The 19,092-nt window shown below is 37.4% G+C and carries 21 protein-coding genes and 1 other annotated feature; all 21 genes read right to left on the reverse strand.

The window, feature by feature from the left end:
* Positions 1-22: 22 nt before the first annotated feature.
* Complete coding sequence (gene rplA / locus BAQ48_RS13880; protein WP_002020168.1) at positions 23-715, reverse strand: 50S ribosomal protein L1; 693 nt, start codon at positions 713-715, stop codon at positions 23-25.
* A 177-nt stretch (positions 716-892) separates the two neighbouring features.
* Complete coding sequence (gene rplK, locus BAQ48_RS13885; protein WP_001085872.1) at positions 893-1,318, reverse strand: 50S ribosomal protein L11; 426 nt, start codon at positions 1,316-1,318, stop codon at positions 893-895.
* A gap of 166 nt (positions 1,319-1,484) precedes the next feature.
* Entirely contained in the window at positions 1,485-2,018 is a 534-nt protein-coding gene (gene nusG / locus BAQ48_RS13890; protein ID WP_000415794.1) for a transcription termination/antitermination protein NusG, read from the reverse strand.
* Positions 2,019-2,149: 131 nt separating this feature from the next.
* A complete protein-coding gene (gene secE / locus BAQ48_RS13895; RefSeq protein ID WP_001241321.1) occupies positions 2,150-2,329 on the reverse strand; it encodes a preprotein translocase subunit SecE in 180 nt (59 codons plus the stop codon).
* 32 nt (positions 2,330-2,361) lie between these two features.
* Entirely contained in the window at positions 2,362-2,508 is a 147-nt protein-coding gene (gene rpmG / locus BAQ48_RS13900) for a 50S ribosomal protein L33 (RefSeq protein ID WP_002070160.1), read from the reverse strand.
* A gap of 130 nt (positions 2,509-2,638) precedes the next feature.
* Positions 2,639-3,298 (reverse strand): RNA polymerase factor sigma-70, encoded by a 660-nt coding sequence (locus tag BAQ48_RS13905; RefSeq protein ID WP_000387198.1) that lies wholly within the window; start codon positions 3,296-3,298, stop codon positions 2,639-2,641.
* A gap of 67 nt (positions 3,299-3,365) precedes the next feature.
* Complete coding sequence (locus tag BAQ48_RS13910) at positions 3,366-3,878, reverse strand: NYN domain-containing protein (RefSeq protein WP_000997881.1); 513 nt, start codon at positions 3,876-3,878, stop codon at positions 3,366-3,368.
* 3 nt (positions 3,879-3,881) lie between these two features.
* On the reverse strand, positions 3,882-4,625 hold the full coding sequence (rlmB, locus tag BAQ48_RS13915; RefSeq protein ID WP_000093767.1) for a 23S rRNA (guanosine(2251)-2'-O)-methyltransferase RlmB: 744 nt from the start codon (positions 4,623-4,625) through the stop codon (positions 3,882-3,884).
* Positions 4,622-5,029 (reverse strand): Mini-ribonuclease 3, encoded by a 408-nt coding sequence (locus BAQ48_RS13920; protein WP_000564261.1) that lies wholly within the window; start codon positions 5,027-5,029, stop codon positions 4,622-4,624. The genes rlmB and BAQ48_RS13920 overlap by 4 nt, the downstream gene beginning before the upstream one ends.
* Positions 5,030-5,031: 2 nt before the next feature.
* Positions 5,032-6,429, reverse strand: a complete 1,398-nt coding sequence (cysS, locus tag BAQ48_RS13925) for a cysteine--tRNA ligase (protein WP_071711515.1) — start codon at positions 6,427-6,429, stop codon at positions 5,032-5,034.
* Positions 6,410-7,075: a serine O-acetyltransferase gene (gene cysE, locus BAQ48_RS13930; RefSeq protein WP_000476499.1), complete on the reverse strand. Its 666-nt coding sequence runs from the start codon at positions 7,073-7,075 to the stop codon at positions 6,410-6,412. Before cysE ends, cysS begins: the two co-directional genes overlap by 20 nt.
* A gap of 148 nt (positions 7,076-7,223) precedes the next feature.
* Positions 7,224-7,471: a binding site (T-box leader), on the reverse strand.
* Between the two features lie 47 nt (positions 7,472-7,518).
* A complete protein-coding gene (gene gltX, locus BAQ48_RS13935) occupies positions 7,519-8,976 on the reverse strand; it encodes a glutamate--tRNA ligase (RefSeq protein ID WP_071711517.1) in 1,458 nt (485 codons plus the stop codon).
* 89 nt (positions 8,977-9,065) lie between these two features.
* Positions 9,066-9,542: a 2-C-methyl-D-erythritol 2,4-cyclodiphosphate synthase gene (gene ispF, locus BAQ48_RS13940; RefSeq protein WP_000488395.1), complete on the reverse strand. Its 477-nt coding sequence runs from the start codon at positions 9,540-9,542 to the stop codon at positions 9,066-9,068.
* A gap of 116 nt (positions 9,543-9,658) precedes the next feature.
* The gene (gene ispD, locus BAQ48_RS13945; RefSeq protein ID WP_071711518.1) at positions 9,659-10,339 is read right to left on the reverse strand and encodes a 2-C-methyl-D-erythritol 4-phosphate cytidylyltransferase; all 681 of its coding nucleotides are present in this window, start codon (positions 10,337-10,339) and stop codon (positions 9,659-9,661) included.
* A 16-nt stretch (positions 10,340-10,355) separates the two neighbouring features.
* The gene (locus BAQ48_RS13950; protein WP_000919690.1) at positions 10,356-11,465 is read right to left on the reverse strand and encodes a PIN/TRAM domain-containing protein; all 1,110 of its coding nucleotides are present in this window, start codon (positions 11,463-11,465) and stop codon (positions 10,356-10,358) included.
* Positions 11,466-11,625: 160 nt separating this feature from the next.
* On the reverse strand, positions 11,626-12,699 hold the full coding sequence (gene disA / locus BAQ48_RS13955) for a DNA integrity scanning diadenylate cyclase DisA (protein ID WP_000392167.1): 1,074 nt from the start codon (positions 12,697-12,699) through the stop codon (positions 11,626-11,628).
* Between the two features lie 3 nt (positions 12,700-12,702).
* Complete coding sequence (radA, locus tag BAQ48_RS13960) at positions 12,703-14,079, reverse strand: DNA repair protein RadA (protein WP_071711519.1); 1,377 nt, start codon at positions 14,077-14,079, stop codon at positions 12,703-12,705.
* A 96-nt stretch (positions 14,080-14,175) separates the two neighbouring features.
* Entirely contained in the window at positions 14,176-16,611 is a 2,436-nt protein-coding gene (gene clpC, locus BAQ48_RS13965) for an ATP-dependent protease ATP-binding subunit ClpC (protein WP_000971178.1), read from the reverse strand.
* A 22-nt stretch (positions 16,612-16,633) separates the two neighbouring features.
* Positions 16,634-17,698 (reverse strand): protein-arginine kinase McsB, encoded by a 1,065-nt coding sequence (mcsB, locus tag BAQ48_RS13970; protein WP_071711520.1) that lies wholly within the window; start codon positions 17,696-17,698, stop codon positions 16,634-16,636.
* Between the two features lie 4 nt (positions 17,699-17,702).
* The gene (gene mcsA / locus BAQ48_RS13975) at positions 17,703-18,251 is read right to left on the reverse strand and encodes a protein-arginine kinase activator protein McsA (protein WP_071711521.1); all 549 of its coding nucleotides are present in this window, start codon (positions 18,249-18,251) and stop codon (positions 17,703-17,705) included.
* Between the two features lie 170 nt (positions 18,252-18,421).
* The gene (ctsR, locus tag BAQ48_RS13980) at positions 18,422-18,883 is read right to left on the reverse strand and encodes a transcriptional regulator CtsR (protein ID WP_001244562.1); all 462 of its coding nucleotides are present in this window, start codon (positions 18,881-18,883) and stop codon (positions 18,422-18,424) included.
* Positions 18,884-19,092 lie beyond the last annotated feature (209 nt).

The following is a 19,092-nucleotide window of genomic DNA, read 5'->3' on the forward strand; positions in this document are numbered from 1 at the left end:
TTATGAAGTCAACTTCCAAAATTTACGCTAATGTAGAAACGTCTACACGTACGCCAGGTCCCATTGTAGAAGCAACTGTTACGTTCTTCATGTAAGTACCTTTTGCAGCAGCTGGCTTAACTTTTTGTAAAGTGTCAGCAATTGTTCTGAAGTTTTCTACTAATTTAGCATCTTCGAAAGATACTTTACCGATTGGAACGTGGATGTTACCAGCTTTATCAACGCGGTATTCAACTTTACCAGCTTTGATTTCGTTAACAGCTTTAGTTACATCGAAAGTAACTGTTCCAGTTTTAGGGTTTGGCATTAAACCTTTTGGTCCTAATACGCGACCAAGTTTACCAACTTCACCCATCATGTCAGGAGTTGCTACTACTACATCGAAATCGAACCAACCTTGTTGGATTTTACCGATGTAATCAGCATCGCCTACGAAGTCAGCTCCAGCAGCTTCAGCTTCTTTAGCTTTTTCGCCTTTAGCGAATACTAATACACGTTGTACTTTACCAGTACCGTGTGGAAGAACAACTGCACCACGGATTTGTTGGTCAGCTTTCTTAGGGTCAACACCTAAACGGAATGCAGCTTCTACAGTTGCATCAAATTTAGCTGTGTTTGTTTTCTTTACTAATTCTACTGCTTCTGTTGCAGAGTAAGCAGCTGCACGATCAACAAGCTTCGCAGCTTCTACGTACTTTTTACCTCTTTTAGCCATTTTTATTTCCTCCTCGAATGTGGTTTTAGCGGAATAACCTCCCACGTTTACGCTTATTTTCAGGTATAACCTGAGGATGCGCGCCATCCATTTATTTAAAAACGATAATCATTTACGATAATAAAGGTTGCGAATTGGAATTCCAGACCCGCAACCTTTTTTTAAAAACAAATCGAATTAGTCTTCGATAACGATGCCCATACTGCGTGCAGTACCTTCAACCATACGCATTGCAGCTTCTACGCTAGCAGCGTTTAGGTCAGGCATTTTAGTTTCAGCGATTTCGCGTACTTTATCACGCTTAACAGTTGCCACTTTATTACGGTTTGGTTCACCAGAACCAGACTCAATACCAGCTACTTTCTTAAGAAGAACAGCAGCAGGAGGAGTTTTAGTAATGAAAGTGAATGAACGGTCCTCAAATACCGTAATTTCAACAGGGATGATAAGACCAGCTTGATCTGCTGTACGAGCGTTGAACTCTTTACAGAAGCCCATGATGTTAACACCTGCTTGTCCTAATGCTGGACCAACTGGTGGAGCTGGGTTAGCTTTACCTGCAGGAATTTGAAGCTTTACCATTTTAATTACCTTTTTAGCCACGAGACACACCTCCTTAAGTCCGTGATGTGGTCAATTGGACAGTGATTTGCCCTCCCACGTCATATTTTATCGTAGTGATAAAATCTTTCAAAAAACGTCTCCGATAACGAAGACGTACTGACTTAAAAGATATTATCACTTTTTACAATTCATTTCAAGTTTCATTTTATAATTTTTCAATTTGATGGAAGTCAAGTTCAACTGGAGTCTCGCGACCAAACATGTCCACAAGCACGCTAACCTTCTTCTTCTCCACATCAATTTCTTCAATAGCACCTGTATAATCTGCGAATGGTCCCTCATTTACACGTACTGTCTCATGAAGTTCAAAGTCGAAATCAACCACTTCGTTGTCCATTCCCATATGCTTCATAATGGTAACAACTTCCTCTTCTAATAGAGGTGATGGTTTAGAACCAGAACCAGAAGAACCAACGAACCCAGTTACACCCGGCGTGTTACGTACAACATACCAAGAGTCATCAGTCATGATTAGTTCTACTAATACGTAACCTGGGAACACTTTTCTTTTCATTAATTTTTCTTTACCGTTTTTCATTTCTACTTCTACTTCTTCCGGGACAACAACACGGAAAATTTTATCTTGCATACCCATTGATTCTACACGTTTCTCTAGGTTTGCTTTTACTTTATTTTCATATCCAGAATAAGTATGGACAACATACCAACTTTTTTCCATTCATTTAGGACGAGCGTCCTTCCCTCCCTGACGTACATTTTTTTGCGCAAATGAAAAAACCCGTTCACCGGGCTTTTACACAGTTCTTATAAATAACATTATATCATGGATAAGTGCTTCTTATTCAAGAATTAACCAAGAATTAACCGAATTAAAGAAGAAATGCCCATATCAACTACTGCGAAGAAAATCGCAAAGAAGACAACTGTAGCAATAACTGTCGCTGTTGAGCGGAGTAATTCATCTTTTTTAGGCCAACTTACTTTTTTCATTTCGCGACCTACATCGCCGAAAAAGTTCGTTAAACGCATCTACGGGACCTCCAATTTAGTATTTCAATTATTTATTTTGTTTCCTTGTGAACTGTATGCTGATTGCATGTTTTACAAAACTTCTTTATCTCAAGTCGCTCTACTGAGCTCGTATCTTTCATCGTAGAGTAGTTTCGATTTTTACACTCTTCACATGAGAGTACAACTTTTTTCCTCATTAGTTACACCAACCTTGTAACATTATGTCCCTAAAAATGTATCATACAACAAAAGACAATGTCAATGTCATGACTCTTACTCTCTTTACAAAAAGAAAACAGGTGAATTACTTTACACCTGCGATACTTGTTATGAATTTAAGGTTGTACTCTCTCTCATCTCCATATACCTTTCCAATTTCCTTTTCACACGCTGTAACGCATTATCAATAGATTTCACATGCCTGTTTAACTGTTCTGAAATCTCTTGATAGGAACGACCATCTAAGTATAGAGATAGTACCTTTCTTTCTAAATCGCTTAATAATTCAGATATTTTTGATTCTATGTCTGTATATTCTTCCTGACTTATAATCATTTCCTCAGGATCAGTTACTTTTGCTTCCGAAATAACGTCTAATAATGTTCGATCAGATTCCTCATCATAAATCGGTTTATCTAAAGAAACATATGAATTTAATGGAATATGTTTTTGCCTGGTTGCCGTTTTAATAGCGGTAATAATTTGTCGAGTGATACACAGTTCAGCAAATGCTTTGAATGAAGACAGCTTGTCCTCTTTATAATCACGAATTGCTTTAAACAATCCAATCATACCTTCTTGAACAATATCTTCTCGATCGGCACCCACCAAGAAATAAGATCTTGATTTCGCGCGAACAAAGTTCTTATATTTGTGAATCAAATATTCTAGAGCGTCAGTATTACCTTTTCGAACTAACTCAACGATTGCCTCATCCTCTAAATCACGAAATGTAACGTCGCCTACACTTACGAAGCCTGCTTCCACCTTGATCCCTCCGACCGCTATTTATTTAGCAATATTATACAGCAAAAAGATAAAGAGCGTCAATGCTTCAACGCTCTCCTCTTCTTAATTTTTCTAATTTTTCTGTAATATCTTTACTAAATATCTTTCGCATGGCGGGTTGCTTTTCTTTCGTGTCTTTTGTACGTCTTCTCACTTGTTGTTCCATCGCTTGTACTTCCAACTCGAGTTCACGTGCAGATTTCCGAAGAGCACCTTGTGCAAATATAACCCACTGCTCCGTATAATCAGAAGTCGCAACATATATTTGTGTATTTATATTTCTAAGTTCAATCGCAAGTTGCTCTATCTTTTCATCCGCAGTTTGATTCTTTCTCGTGAATATTACTTCCACACGCGATTGTTTCATCTTTTTTTCAATACCATGAACTGTATAGGCATCAAAGACTATCATTACCTTTGTGCCTGTATAACCTTGATAATCCGCCATCTTATCAATGAGTGCATCTCTTGATGATTGCAAATCTACATCCCGCAGTTTCTTCAAATCTCCCCAAGCTCCGATAATGTTGTAGCCATCAACGATCAGAATATCGTTCATTTTTTATTTACCAATTTCGTGACGTTTACGATATACCTCATACATTAACAGACTTGCGGCTACTGAAGCATTTAAGGATGTAACTTTTCCAACCATTGGTAAAGTGATCAGGAAATCACACTTTTCACCAATAATACGACTCATACCTTTTCCTTCACTTCCAATTACTAATCCAATTGGCATATTCCCATCTAAATTACGATAATCCGTTTTCCCTTTGGCATCTGTACCAGCAATCCAAAGTCCACGTTCTTTTAATTCATCAATTGTACGAGATAAATTTGTCACGCGCGCAACAGGAATGTATTCAATTGCCCCAGTCGATGCTTTTGCAACTGATGCAGTAAGTCCTACAGCTCTTCTTTTCGGAATAATAATCCCATGAGCTCCTGTTGCATCAGCAGTACGCATAATAGAACCTAGGTTATGCGGATCTTCAATTTCATCTAAGATTAAGAAGAATGGATCTTCATTACGCTTCTCTGCTACCTTAAATAAATCTTCTAACTCAGCATATTGATATGCAGCTACTTGAGCAATTACACCTTGATGATTACCCTCAACTAATTGATCTAACTTCTTCTTTGGTGCATGTTGTAAAATAATTTTATTCTCTTTCGCTAATGCCAGTACAATTTGCACCTGACCTTTGGCAGCACCTTCTGCGACCCAAATTTTATTAATATCTCTCCCTGATCGTAACGCCTCAATTACAGGGTTACGTCCGATAATATATTCACTACTCATGATGATGTGCCCCCTTCCTTTTCTTCTAAAACAGCAATTGCTTTATATACAATTTCATCTAATCTTTCACGATTATTTAACAAGTGATGATAACCAATTAGGGCTTCAAAGGCTGTACTATGTCGGTATGTTTGTACATCCGTATTCTTTGGAACAGTGCCGGAATTTGCATTACGCCCTCTTCTTAATACTGCCTCTTCTTCCTCTGTCAAAAATGCGGTCTCTAATAAATGATAAACAACTTTCGCCTGTGCTTTTGCCGAAACAAAGCTCGTCCCTAATCGATGTAATTGATTAGGGCGGACTTTTCCTTTTTGAAGGAGGTGATAGCGGATATATTGTTCATATACCGCATCACCCATATATGCTAACGCTAAGCTGTTTAATTGCTTTGCATCAATCATTCTTATCCTCTTTTCCATCTTGTACCTTGAGCGGTATCTTCTAAAATAATATTACGTTCTTTTAAATCATCTCGAATTTGATCCGATAATGCGAAATCACGATTTTTACGAGCTTCAATACGCTTTTGGATAAGTGCCTCGATTTCTTCATCAAGCAATTCTTCTTGTGCTAATTCTAATCCTAAAATATCAAATAATGTTTCAAGTTGTTTTACATATGCCTCAATCACAACTTTAGAAGTATGTTCTTCCAGTAAATATTGATTCGCGTGATTTGCTACATTATATAATTCAGTAATCGCATTAGCCGTGTTGAAATCATCATCCATCGCTTCTTCGAATGCAGCTTGGAACTTTTCCATTTCAGCTAGCCATTTCTCATTATGATCTGTTAAATCTGTACTACTTTCCATACGATGCTTCAAGTTACCGTAAGCTGTTTTAATTCTTTCTAGCCCGTTATTTGTGCTTTGTAATAACTCTTCACTAAAGTTAATTGGATGACGGTAATGCACTGACAACATAAAGAATCTAATTAACTGCGGGTCATATTGCTTAATAATATCGTGAACTAAAATGAAGTTTCCAAGCGACTTAGACATCTTCTCATTATTAATATTAATATATCCATTATGCATCCAGTAACGTGCAAATGTTTTTCCTGTTAATGCCTCTGACTGTGCAATTTCATTTTCATGATGAGGAAATGCTAAATCTTGACCACCAGCATGAATATCAATTGTATCCCCTAAGTACTTACGTGCCATCGCTGAGCATTCAATATGCCAGCCTGGACGTCCTTTACCCCAAGGGCTTTCCCAGAAGATTTCTCCCTCTTTCGCAGCTTTCCATAAAGCAAAATCAAGAGGATCTTGTTTCTTTTCTCCTACTTCAATACGCGCACCGTGACGTAAATCTGCAATTGGTTGATGCGATAATTTACCGTAGCCTTCGAATTCTTTCGTTCTAAAATACACATCGCCTTCTGATTCATACGCGTACCCTTTATTCACAAGTTCTTGAATAAATTCAATGATAATATCCATATTTTCTGTTACACGCGGATGAACCGTTGCATGTTTGCAACCTAACGCTGTTACATCTTCAAAGTAAGCTTCTACAAAGCGATCTGCAATTGTCGGCACATCTTCGCCTAATTCATTTGCCGCCTTAATTAATTTATCATCTACGTCAGTAAAGTTAGATACATACTGCACATCATACCCTTTATATTCTAAATAACGACGTACTGTATCAAATACCATAGGTGGTCTTGCATTCCCAATGTGAATGTAGTTATATACTGTAGGTCCGCACACATACATCTTTACCTTATTTTCTTCTAATGGAATAAACTCTTCCTTTTGACGTGTTAACGTATTATAAATGTGAATAGTCATTTTTATCCTTCCTTTCTACCTTTACTTCAAGTTGCTTTTTCAATTTATCAAGTTCTGCTTCCATAACTTTTAATTTATCAAAAATTGGGTCTGGAAGATCAGAATGATTTAATTCTTGACCAATCTTCACTCCATTTTGAATAACGACTCGGCCAGGTATACCTACAACTGTAGAATGCGCAGGAACTTCTTTTAATACGACAGATCCTGCTCCAATTTTAGAATTCTCTCCAACTGTAATAGAACCTAGTACTTTAGCACCTGTTGCAATTAACACATTATCTTGAATCGTAGGGTGCCTCTTTCCCTTTTCTTTACCTGTACCACCTAATGTAACTCCTTGATAAATTGTTACATTATCACCAATTTCGCACGTTTCTCCAATTACAACCCCCATTCCATGGTCGATGAAAAAACGACGACCAATAGTTGCCCCTGGATGAATCTCAATGCCAGTAAAGAAACGACTAACTTGCGAGATCCAACGTGCAATAAAGAAGAAATTCTTTTTATAAAAAGCATGTGCAATTCGATGAGCCCAAACTGCATGTAATCCAGAGTAAGTCAAAATAACTTCGAAATAACTTCGTGCCGCTGGATCCTGTTCAAAAACGACTTCAATATCTTCCCGAAGCCTCTTAAACATTGATGTTCCCTCCCCTTTATGGGCTGCTTTTTCGAGCGAACTAACTTCCTTTAACTCCCCACTTATCCCCCTAAATCTCTATACGAGGAGATAAGTTTTATACTCATATCCATTTATATGGTATAAAAAAAGACGCCTCTGTCATATTGACAGAGACGCCTTTTAAGCGCGGTTCCACTCTGTTTAGGCTAAAGAAAGCCTCAAACTCTTCCATGATAACGGTTTACACCGCTTCTGTTTACTTTGCCGCCCAAAGACGTTCCGCGAAATACTTCGCTGTTCAACAGAAGACTCGAAGGGGCATTTCAAAAATCCGCTTATAAACCACTCCCAGCCTAAAGGTGGTTCTCTCTGTAAAAAGCCTGATCTTCTACTTCTCCTTCTCGTCGCTTTTCCTTATTAGGTTTTAAGTATACTTATTATATTTCTAAACCTAGAAAATGTTAACCAATTACTTTCTGAATACGATTTAAAACTTTTTCTTTTCCAAGAAGAGCAATCGCATTAGGCAGTTCTGGACCATGTGTTTGTCCAGTAGTCGCAACACGGATTGGCATAAATAAATTTTTACCTTTATGTCCTGTTTCCTTTTGAACCGCTTTAATAGCTGCCTTAACTGCTGCTGGTTCCATTGCTTCTAGAGCTTCTACTTGACCCGCAAATGCACGAAGTACTTCTGGTACTTGCTCACCATTTAATACTTCTTGTCCTTCTTCTTCGTGATCAACGTGATCTTTAAAGAACATTTCAGAAAGCTCTACAATTTCAGCCCCAAAGCTCATTTGGTCATGATATAAAGCAATAACATCACGAACCCAAGCCTGTTCCTGTTCGCTTAAGTTTTCACCCACGCGACCTGCTTTCACTAAATGCGGTAAGCTTAGTTCAACAACCGTATCTAAATCTTGTTTTTTCATATATTGGTTGTTCATCCATTTTAGTTTTTGAGAATCAAATAATGCAGGCGATTTTGATAAACGAGCTGCATCAAACATTTTGATAAACTCATCTTGAGAGAAGATTTCTTCTTCTCCTACTGGCGACCAACCTAGTAATGCAATAAAGTTAAAGATTGCTTCCGGAAGATATCCAAGCTCTTTATATTGCTCAATAAATTGAATAATAGATTCATCACGTTTACTTAACTTTTTACGGCTTTCATTTACAATTAAAGTCATATGACCAAATTGCGGGATATCCCAACCGAAAGCTTCATAAATCATCATTTGTTTTGGCGTGTTTGAAATATGGTCATCACCACGAAGTACATGTGTAATCTCCATTAAGTGATCATCCACTGCTACCGCAAAGTTATAAGTTGGAATTCCATCTTTTTTCACGATAACAAAATCGCCAAAATCATTCGAATGGAATGCAACTTCGTCTTTTACGATATCTTTAAATGTGTAATCACGATCTGCTGGTACACGGAAACGAATACTTGGAATACGTCCCTCAGCTTCAAATTCCTTAACTTGTTCTTCAGTTAAATCACGGTGGTTACCAGCGTAACGAGGTGTCTCACCACGAGCAATTTGCCCTTCACGCTCTGCTTCTAGCTCTTCTTCTGTCATATAACATTTGTAAGCTAAACCACGCTCTAATAAATCTAGATATAATTTTTTATAAATATCTAAACGCTCTGTTTGACGATATGGTCCAAATTCACCACCAACATCAACACCTTCATCCCAGTCCATACCGAGCCATTTCAAGTATTTTAATTGGCTTTCTTCTCCACCTGCAACATTACGTTTTACATCAGTATCTTCAATACGAATAATAAACTTACCATCTTGATGACGAGCAAATAAATAATTAAATAATGCCGTACGCGCATTTCCGATATGTAAGTGTCCTGTTGGACTTGGCGCATAGCGCACTCTCACTTGCTTTTCCATAATTGGTACACCTTCCATTCTTAATGTCAACACATTCTATAATTGTACACCAAAAAAATGTGATTATCCATCTTACGAATTAAAAACCATTATTTTTTCTGTAATAAAACAACTGCTTGAGAAGCAATTCCCTCTTCCCTACCTGTAAATCCTAACTTTTCTGTTGTTGTTGCCTTTACATTGATATTATCAATAGACGTTTCTAATAGTTCACTAATACGTTTACGCATACTTTCAATATGTGGTGCCATTTTTGGTCTTTGAGCAATAATTGTACAATCTAAATTCCCTAATTCATAACCTTGTTCACGCACGAATTCCCAAACCTTTTGCAGTAATACAGCTGAATCAGCATCCTTAAACGCTGGGTCTGTATCAGGAAAATGCTTTCCAATATCGCCTGCTGCAATTGCACCTAAACATGCGTCCGCAATCGTATGTAATAATACATCCGCATCCGAATGACCAATTAATCCTTTTTCGTAAGGGATTGTAATTCCGCCAATAATTAACGGTCTTCCTTCCGCGAATTCATGTACATCAAAACCTTGTCCAATTCGAAACATTTTTATATCCTCCTCAAGCTAAACTACTGAGCTTTATGACTCTATATTATATCGCTATCCTTATAAAGAAAAGCCCGGCTTTTGCCGAGCTTTTCTTTGTTATCATACCATCACGGCTATTTCTTCTGAGCATGAAGGAAACTTTCAGCAATTAGTAAATCCTCTGGAGTCGTCACTTTAATATTATAGTAACTCCCCTCTACTACACCAACTGGCTTCCCAATACGCTCTACAAGACTTGCATCATCTGTACCAAGATAGCAACTCTGTTTTGCGCTTCTATGAGCTTCTAGTAACAAGGGAACAGAGAATCCTTGTGGTGTTTGTACAGCTTTAAGCTGAGATCTTTCTACCGTTTCAACAACAACACCCTGCTCTACCTTCTTAACGGTATCTTTCACTGATACCGCACAAATGGAAGCCCCATATTTTTCTGTTGCTGTTAATACATCTTGAATCACTTTGTTCGTTACGAACGGGCGCGCACCGTCATGCACAAGAACATACTCAACATCACTTGTATGCTGAATCGCGTTATATACACTATCTTGTCTTTCTGCTCCGCCCTGAATAAATTGTACTGGCTTTTCAACCGGATACTTCTGCATTAGCTCTTCAAAATACGGGCGTTCTTCTTCATTAATTGCCATAACAATACTTTTACACGCCTTATCTTTTTCAAAAGCACGTAATGTATGCACAATAATTGGTACTTCATTTATAAGTAAGAACAACTTATTTTTGCCGGCACCCATCCGCTTTCCTTGACCAGCTGCTGGAATAATTAATGTATACATATTAATAATCCTCTACTTATAATGCTTTTTCTAATAATTTACGTTTAGCGAAAATCATACGCCCTGCCGATGTTTGTAACACACTAGTAACAAGTACATCGAGCTGTGAACCTACAAATTCTCTACCATCTTCTACTACAATCATCGTGCCATCATCTAAATATGCAACACCTTGATTTTGTTCTTTTCCGTCTTTTACAACATAAACACTTAGCTCTTCACCTGGGAGTACAACTGGTTTAATCGCATTAGCTAAATCATTAATGTTTAACACCGTTACCCCTTGTAATTCAGACACTTTGTTTAAGTTGAAATCATTCGTTACCACAGTTCCACCAGTGATTTTCGCCAACTTTACAAGTTTGCTATCCACTTCTTGAATATCCTCAAAATCACCTTCATAAATTTCTACCGGAATCGGCATCTCTTTTTGAATACGATTTAAAATATCTAAACCTCTGCGACCACGATTACGCTTTAACGCATCGGAAGAGTCGGCAATATGCTGTAATTCTTCTAATACGAATTGTGGAATCACAATGGTTCCTTCTAAAAACTTTGTTTGACAAATATCAGCAATACGTCCATCAATAATTACACTCGTATCGAGAATCTTCCAATGAGTTGTAGATTTTTCTACCTCTCCCTCGGCCTCTTCGCTCTCACTATTGTTCTTCTTCTTACCTCCGCGTTGGGGCAATGTAAATAAACCTAATAATTCATTTCTCTTTTTAAACCCTACTTGGAATCCTAAATAACCAAGTAAAAGAGTAAAGAATACTTGTAATACCGTGCTAATAACTGGAATCGTAAATTCACGAATTGGTATCAAAATTAAATATGCAACAATAAGACCAGAAATTAACCCTAGAGTACCGAATAAAACATCCGCTACAGGTGCCTTTACAAGGGCTTCCTCAATATGCTTAATAAGTTGAACAATGTAATCTACAAGCCAAAATGTTGTTAAAAATAAAATAATTGCACCAATAATTGCACGAACATACGATCCTTCTAACCAGGGAACCGCACCGATATCCATTACATTAATAACTTTTGGGATTAAGTAAATCCCTAACGCTCCTCCGATTACTAAAAAGAAGAGCTGTACGATCCGTTTTAACATCCAACCACCTCCTACTCATTATTAACCATTGTTTCGCTAATCAAAACGCCGAATGCAAAAGCGGACGTGTTTTTTTATAAATAGTTTTATTTACCAATATACCATATCATATACCAAAAATGCTCTAGTGTCGTTATATTATAGAATCAATGTAATATTCTTAATTGTGTCTACTCATATAGAGATGCTCTTGAATTCTTTTTAGGCCTTCTCGTATTTTCTTCGCCCTGACTTCTCCAATTCCTTCCACATCATCCAATTCATTGATAGTTGCACGACAAACACCTTGCAGCGTTTTAAATCGGTTAATTAAATTTTCGATGATAAGTGGCGGAACGCGCGAAATTTTACTTGTGATTCGGTATCCTCTCGGTGTTACACTTTCTTCTAAACTCGTTTGTCCTGGGTAGCCAAGTAATTTAACTAAATCGCTATCCTCTAGAAGTTGTGTATTCGCAAGATCTTGTAACTTTTTCAAAATTTGATGATGATCTTGTGTTTTTTCTTGATAATAATCTTTAATTAATAACGCTGCCTCTGCCTCTAAATCGGCTAGTAATTCTGTAAGTTGTAAACGAATTAACCTGCCTTCTGTTCCTAACTCATGAATATAGCTCAATATTTCATTTTTAATACGCAATACCATTTCAACACTATGTAAAACATGAACCACCTCGGACATTGTAACGACCTCTTCAAATTCTAGAATGCCCAAATTCGTAATACCATCATTCCATACAGCCTTATATTTTTCTAACGTTTGAATAGCTTGATTTGCCTTTGTTAAAATAACCCCTATATCCTTTAGTGTATAACGTAAATTCCCTTGATATAGTGTAATTACATTACGTCTTTGTGAAATAGCCACAACAAGGCTACCCGTCTGTTTCGCTACACGCTCTGCCGTTCGGTGACGCATACCTGTTTCAATAGAATCAATAGATGACTCTGGAACTAGTTGTGCATTCGCGATTAAAATTTTGCTTCCAGTTTCATTTAAAATAAGTGCCCCATCCATTTTTGCTAATTCATATAAACTAGCAGGAGAGAATGCACAATTAATATGAAAACCTCCATCAACAATGCTTTTAATCTGCTCATTATATCCAAGAACAATTAATCCCCCAGTTTGTGCACGAAGTACATTATCTATCCCTTCGCGCAGTGGTGTTCCTGGGGCCACGAGCTGTAAAATATTAATCATACTTTTGACACGTTGCTTATTTTCTTCCATAGCCTAGCCTCCTAATGTCAAACGAAGCGCTTCTCCTAAATTAGATACACCCACTACCTCAATCCCATCCGGAATTGTCCACCCTCCCAAATTTTTTCTAGGAATAATAGCTCGTTGGAATCCTAATTTAGCTGCTTCTTGTACACGTTGTTCAATTCTTGATACTCTTCTTATTTCTCCAGTTAATCCTACTTCTCCTATTACTGCATCAGTGGGTGCCGTAGATTTATCTCTAAAACTTGAAGCTATACTCAAAGCTACAGCTAAATCAATTGCTGGTTCATCTAATTTCAAACCACCTGCTACTTTTAAATATGCATCTTGATTTTGCAATAATAAACCTGTTCTTTTTTCTAACACTGCCATAATAAGCGATACACGGTTATGGTCAATTCCCGTCGCCATTCTTCGAGGGTTTCCAAAACTAGTAGGGGAGATTAATGCTTGTATTTCTACTAAAACTGGTCTTGTTCCTTCCATTGAGGCAACCACTGTTGATCCTGCGACCCCAACCGGTCTTTCCTCAAGGAAAATTTCTGACGGGTTTAAGACCTCCGCAAGACCAAGTTCTTTCATTTCAAAAATACCCATTTCATTCGTAGAACCAAAACGATTCTTCACAGCTCGTAAAATACGATATGTATGATGACGGTCTCCTTCAAAGTAAAGAACTGCATCGACCATATGTTCTAACATACGCGGCCCTGCAATTGCACCTTCTTTTGTCACGTGTCCGACGATAAAAATAGGGATTCCTTTCGTTTTTGCAAGTTTCATTAATTCTGCCGTACATTCACGTACTTGTGCCACGCTTCCTGGCGCTGACGTCACCTCTGGTAAATGTATCGTTTGAATGGAATCAATAACAACAAAGGCTGGATTCATCTCTTCAATGTGTGCTGCAATTCGCTGTAAGTCAGTCTCTGCTACAACAAATAAATTACTACCCTTTACATCCAAACGATCTGCACGAAGTTTAATCTGTTTAGCTGACTCTTCACCTGATATGTATAGTACATCATATGAAGAATCTGCTAATTGCGATGAAATCTGTAATAACAACGTTGATTTTCCAATCCCAGGGTCCCCACCGATAAGTACTAAAGATCCATCTACGATTCCACCACCAAGTACACGATTAAATTCTTGAAATTTTGTTTCAATACGTGCCTCTGACTTTGTTTCTACCTCTGTAAGACGTCTTGGTTTTGTTACTTCTGTTTGAATTGCATTTGCATAATTAAGGCGTCTGGATGATACAACCGGTTCCATTTCTTCAACAAGTGTATTCCATTGACCACATCCAGGGCATTTACCCATATATTTTGGTGACTGATAACCACACTCTTGACATGTGAATTTTGTTTTCTTTTTAGCCATATCGTTTTATAGTTCACTTCACTTTCATCTATAAACATTTTATCCTTCTCGTACAAGAAAGAGGGCTATCTCGTAGCCCTCTTAGTTTGTCTATACTTATTTTACCTTTTCGGCACTATGAATGACAAATGTTTCCCCTTCTACATCAAAGATAACTTTTTGTCCCTTCTCAATAGCACCTTTTAAAAGTTCTTCCGATAGTCTGTCTTCTACGTGCTTCTGAATTGCTCTACGAAGCGGACGAGCACCATACTCTCGATCAAATCCTTTATCAGCAATAGCTGAAATCGCTCCTTCTGTTAAATGCAATTCAATTTCTTGCTCTTTCAAGCGATTTACTAGCTGATTTACCATAAGATTTACAATCTCTTGAATATGTTTTTTCTCAAGCATATGGAACACGATAATTTCATCAATACGGTTTAAGAACTCTGGACGAAATGCCTTTTTCAGTTCATCCATTACTTTGCCTTTCATATCTGAATAATCGCGGCTCTCATCTTGTACGTTAAATCCAAGGTGTTTATTACGTTTTAACGCCTCTGCACCAACGTTAGATGTCATAATAACAATTGTATTACGGAAATCAACTGTACGCCCTTTAGAATCTGTTAAGCGACCATCTTCTAATACTTGTAGTAAAATGTTAAACACATCAGGATGAGCTTTCTCTACTTCATCTAATAAGACAACTGAATATGGCTTACGGCGAACCTTTTCTGTTAATTGTCCACCTTCTTCATATCCAACATATCCTGGAGGAGATCCAACTAAACGAGAAGTAGAATGCTTCTCCATGTACTCAGACATATCGATGCGAATCATTGCATCCTCATCACCGAACATAGATTCTGCTAACGCTCTTGCTAGCTCCGTTTTACCTACGCCTGTTGGTCCTAAGAAAATGAATGAACCAATCGGACGTTTCGGATCTTTCAATCCTGCTCTAGCACGGCGAACAGCTTTCGCTACAGCTACTACCGCTTCATCTTGACCAATAACACGATCGTGAAGAATGGATTCTAAGTTTAATAACTTATCAGTCTCTGTTTGTGCAAGTTTAGAAACCGGGATACGAGTCCACGTAGAAACAACATTTGCAATATCTTCTACTGTCACTTCTGAGTTTTCTTTTCCTTGTTGCTCTTTCCATTGACGCTTCGTATCTTCTAACTTCTCGCGTAAGCGTTGTTCCATATCACGTAAGGAAGCAGCTTTTTCAAACTCTTGACTCTGTACAGCTGCATCTTTTTCTTTTCTAATTTCCTCAAGCTTCACTTCAAGCTCTTTTAGATTTGGTGGTGTTGTATAAGAGCGTAAGCGAACCTTTGAAGCAGCTTCATCAATTAAATCAATTGCTTTATCTGGTAAGAAACGATCTGTAATATAACGATCTGAAAGCTTTACAGCTGCATCGATTGCATCATCTGTAATAGACACGCGGTGATGTGCCTCATAACGATCGCGTAAACCTTTCAAAATTTGAGTTGATTCGTCTAAACTTGGCTCATCAACGTGAATTGGTTGGAAACGTCTCTCTAAAGCTGCGTCTTTCTCAATATATTTGCGATATTCATCTAACGTTGTCGCCCCAATACATTGCAATTCCCCACGAGCTAAAGATGGTTTTAAAATGTTCGATGCGTCAATAGCACCTTCCGCTCCGCCTGCACCAATTAATGTATGAAGTTCATCAATAAATAGAATGATATTTCCTGCTTGGCGGATTTCATCCATTACTTTCTTCAAACGATCTTCAAATTCACCACGATATTTCGTTCCAGCTACCACTGTACCCATATCTAGTGTCATAACACGCTTATCTCTTAAAGTTTCAGGAACTTCATTATTTACGATTTGTTGTGCTAATCCTTCTGCAATTGCTGTTTTACCTACACCAGGCTCCCCAATTAACACAGGATTGTTTTTTGTTCTACGGCTTAACACTTCAATTACACGTTGAATTTCTTTACCACGTCCAATAACAGGGTCTAAACGATTTTCACGTGCAACAACTGTTAAATCACGTGCTAAGCTATCAAGTGTTGGTGTATTTGCATTTGTTGAAGAACCACCTTGGTGACCTGAACTTGCTTCATTACTTCCAAGAAGTTGCAATACTTGTTGTCTTGCCTTATTTAGGCTAACACCTAAGTTATTTAAAACACGTGCTGCTACCCCTTCACCTTCGCGGATTAAACCAAGTAAAATATGTTCTGTTCCAACGTAAGAGTGACCTAATTTACGAGCTTCATCCATAGACAACTCAATAACCTTTTTAGCACGCGGTGTATAATGTACCGTTTGAGAAGCTTCTGTTCCGCGTCCAATTAACGCTTCTACCTCTTTTTGAACCTTCTCTGGACTTAATCCAAGAGCAATCAACGCTTTTGCTGCAATTCCTTCACCTTCGCGTACAAGCCCAAGTAAAATGTGTTCTGTTCCAATATTGTTATGCCCAATACGAATTGCTTCCTCTTGAGATAAAGCTAATACTTTCTGTGCTCTTTCTGTAAATCTTCCAAACATCATAGAAATCGCCTCCTACTTGCGCTTAGTTTTTTTCAATACGTAATCGCTCACGGATTAAGGTTGCTCTTCGATAATCTCTTTCTTCTGGTCCTAAAGGTCCTCCTGCATATTGTTGTAAAATGCCTGGTTGTGTAAGAACCATTAGCTCAGTCAAAATGTTTCTCGATATACCTTTTATATATCCTAAATCAATACCAAGTCGTAAATCTGATAAGCAATTGGCTGCTTCCGCAGATTGAATTAAACGACTGTTGGCTAGTATGCCATAAGAGCGATAAACTTTATCTTCAAGCTCAATACTTGAATTTTGTACAATTAATTCTCTAGCCATTTTTTCTTGCTGTATGATTTGTTGAATGACACTCTTTAAATCTGCAATAATATCTTCTTCGGATTTCCCTAGCGTCATTTGATTTGACACTTGAAATATATTACCTAACGCTTCGCTACCTTCACCGTATATTCCTCTTACTACTAACCCTAATTTTTGAATTACTTGTATAATACGGCTAATTCTTTTCGTTAAGACTAGTCCTGGTAAATGAATCATTACAGAAGCTCTTAATCCTGTACCAACGTTAGTAGGGCAACTCGTAATATATCCAAGAGATTCATCAAAAGCATATTCAACCTTTTCCTCAATCCAATTATCTATTTGATTAGCACTTTGAAGAGCCTCTGATAATTGTAATCCTGAAAATAAGCACTGAATTCTAATGTGGTCTTCTTCATTAAGCATAACACTAATATGTTCACTTTCTGATAATAGGCATGCTCCATATTCTGTTCCTGCAAGATTAGGACTAATTAAATGCTTTTCTACCAAAACTCTCCTTTGAAGAGGGGTTAATTCATTCATTTTTAATAGCTCAAACTCTCCAAAAGGTTCTACCGCTTTATTTATAAATTCCTTTTTAAATAATTCATGAATTTGTTTAGCTTCTTCTTCGCTTTGCATAGTAGAGAATTGATATTTTTTAAAATTACGAGCCAAACGAATTCGACTACTTAAAACAATATCAGAATCAGGGCCATCTCCCTTCATCCATGGACTAATCGCTTCATTCATAATTTTGTCCAGTGACATAGAACTATTCCCCCTCTCTATGCTCACTAAGCTGATTTTCAAGACTTCGGATTTGATCTCTTACTTCAGCAGCTTTCTCAAATTCCTCATTCTGCACGTATTGTTTCAGAATGAGTTTTAGTTCATCTAATTCTTTCTTTAAGTGGATATTTCCTTCTATACGTTCCGGAATTTTTCCACAATGATCTGTATGTCCCCCGTGAAGACGTTTTAACAATGGCTTTAAATGTTCCTTAAATGTATCGTAACAGGAAGCACACCCAAAGCGCCCCACTTTTGTAAATTGCTCAGATGTCATCTTACAATCTGGACATCTTACTATATTTTTATTCGAAAGTTCATTTTTTCCTTCTTCAAACATTGTTGATTCACCGTGTAATAACCCAGCAAATAAATCATGGAATGAAAAGTTAGACTGCGATGATTGAAAGAAAGACGTATAGCCACTTTGTTCTGCACATTGCTCACAAAGATGAACTTCCGCCTTCTTCTCGTTGACTACTTTTGTATAATGTAAAGTTGCTGGTCTTATATTACAGTTTTGACAAGTCATCACTATCCCCACCTTTACAACAGGAACGATCTATCTCATAGTACTTTTCATACATTACTAGATTGTTCGCTTTTCTTAATCCGTTAGATAAAAGTGCATGTTCTTTTTCAAAACCTCTACAATATTTAACTGCCTTATCTTAGTTATCATTCTTTTACAAAAGCTGTAATTTATTTATATTTCAGTGTTCTTAACATTGCGCATAATATTCGAGCCCTAAGTTCATCTCGAGAAGGGATATCCATTGATAACACAGAACGATCTAGTACACTTAACATAAGTTTTGCTTCACGATTCGTTATGATTCCCTCTTCTATCAAACGTATAATCATACTCTCTGCATTCCCTTGTGCAACGCTATGATCAATCATATGAAGCATTTGATCAATAATGTCTATATCATCATGCAGTTTGACTTTTATAATGCGAATGTAACCCCCTCCACCACGTTTACTTTCTACTACAAATCCTCTTTCTAACGTAAAACGGGTATTGATTACATAATTGATTTGAGATGGTACGCACTCGAATCGATCCGCAATCTCATTTCTTTTGATTTCAATCACATTATTATTGCTTAAGTCAATAACTTGCTTTAGATATTGCTCAATGATATCAGATATATTTCTCATTTATCCGCCACCTTTATTGACTTTGACTATCTTTGACTTTAATTATATACGTATTAATAAAATTTGCAACTCTTTTGCTTATTCACTATCCTAGCCACATTTCCCTGTATTTAATCAAAATTATAAAATAAAATACGAAAAAACACGAGTCAAATGACTCGTGTTTTAAGTTGCTTGGCGACGTCCTACTCTCACAGGGACAAGGTCCC

The organism is Bacillus luti (assembly GCF_001884105.1).
Classification (GTDB): Bacteria; Bacillota; Bacilli; order Bacillales; family Bacillaceae_G; genus Bacillus_A; species Bacillus_A luti.

Bases quoted from the DNA above. Each gene is read 5' to 3' on its own strand.
- gltX (WP_071711517.1), bottom strand. From the start codon at position 8,976: ATGGAAAAGCAAGTGAGAGTGCGCTATGCGCCAAGTCCAACAGGACAC.
- rplA (WP_002020168.1), bottom strand. From the start codon at position 715: ATGGCTAAAAGAGGTAAAAAGTACGTAGAAGCTGCGAAGCTTGTTGAT.
- secE (WP_001241321.1), bottom strand. From the start codon at position 2,329: ATGCGTTTAACGAACTTTTTCGGCGATGTAGGTCGCGAAATGAAAAAA.
- rpmG (WP_002070160.1), bottom strand. From the start codon at position 2,508: ATGAGGAAAAAAGTTGTACTCTCATGTGAAGAGTGTAAAAATCGAAAC.
- ispD (WP_071711518.1), bottom strand. From the start codon at position 10,339: ATGTATACATTAATTATTCCAGCAGCTGGTCAAGGAAAGCGGATGGGT.
- cysS (WP_071711515.1), bottom strand. From the start codon at position 6,429: ATGACTATTCACATTTATAATACGTTAACACGTCAAAAGGAAGAGTTT.
- BAQ48_RS13910 (WP_000997881.1), bottom strand. From the start codon at position 3,878: ATGAACGATATTCTGATCGTTGATGGCTACAACATTATCGGAGCTTGG.
- radA (WP_071711519.1), bottom strand. From the start codon at position 14,079: ATGGCTAAAAAGAAAACAAAATTCACATGTCAAGAGTGTGGTTATCAG.
- BAQ48_RS13920 (WP_000564261.1), bottom strand. From the start codon at position 5,029: ATGATTGATGCAAAGCAATTAAACAGCTTAGCGTTAGCATATATGGGT.
- clpC (WP_000971178.1), bottom strand. From the start codon at position 16,611: ATGATGTTTGGAAGATTTACAGAAAGAGCACAGAAAGTATTAGCTTTA.
- rlmB (WP_000093767.1), bottom strand. From the start codon at position 4,625: ATGAGTAGTGAATATATTATCGGACGTAACCCTGTAATTGAGGCGTTA.
- BAQ48_RS13950 (WP_000919690.1), bottom strand. From the start codon at position 11,465: ATGTTAAAACGGATCGTACAGCTCTTCTTTTTAGTAATCGGAGGAGCG.
- cysE (WP_000476499.1), bottom strand. From the start codon at position 7,075: ATGTTTAAGAGGCTTCGGGAAGATATTGAAGTCGTTTTTGAACAGGAT.
- disA (WP_000392167.1), bottom strand. From the start codon at position 12,699: ATGGAAGAAAATAAGCAACGTGTCAAAAGTATGATTAATATTTTACAG.
- mcsB (WP_071711520.1), bottom strand. From the start codon at position 17,698: ATGTCACTGGACAAAATTATGAATGAAGCGATTAGTCCATGGATGAAG.
- ctsR (WP_001244562.1), bottom strand. From the start codon at position 18,883: ATGAGAAATATATCTGATATCATTGAGCAATATCTAAAGCAAGTTATT.
- mcsA (WP_071711521.1), bottom strand. From the start codon at position 18,251: ATGACTTGTCAAAACTGTAATATAAGACCAGCAACTTTACATTATACA.
- ispF (WP_000488395.1), bottom strand. From the start codon at position 9,542: ATGTTTCGAATTGGACAAGGTTTTGATGTACATGAATTCGCGGAAGGA.
- nusG (WP_000415794.1), bottom strand. From the start codon at position 2,018: ATGGAAAAAAGTTGGTATGTTGTCCATACTTATTCTGGATATGAAAAT.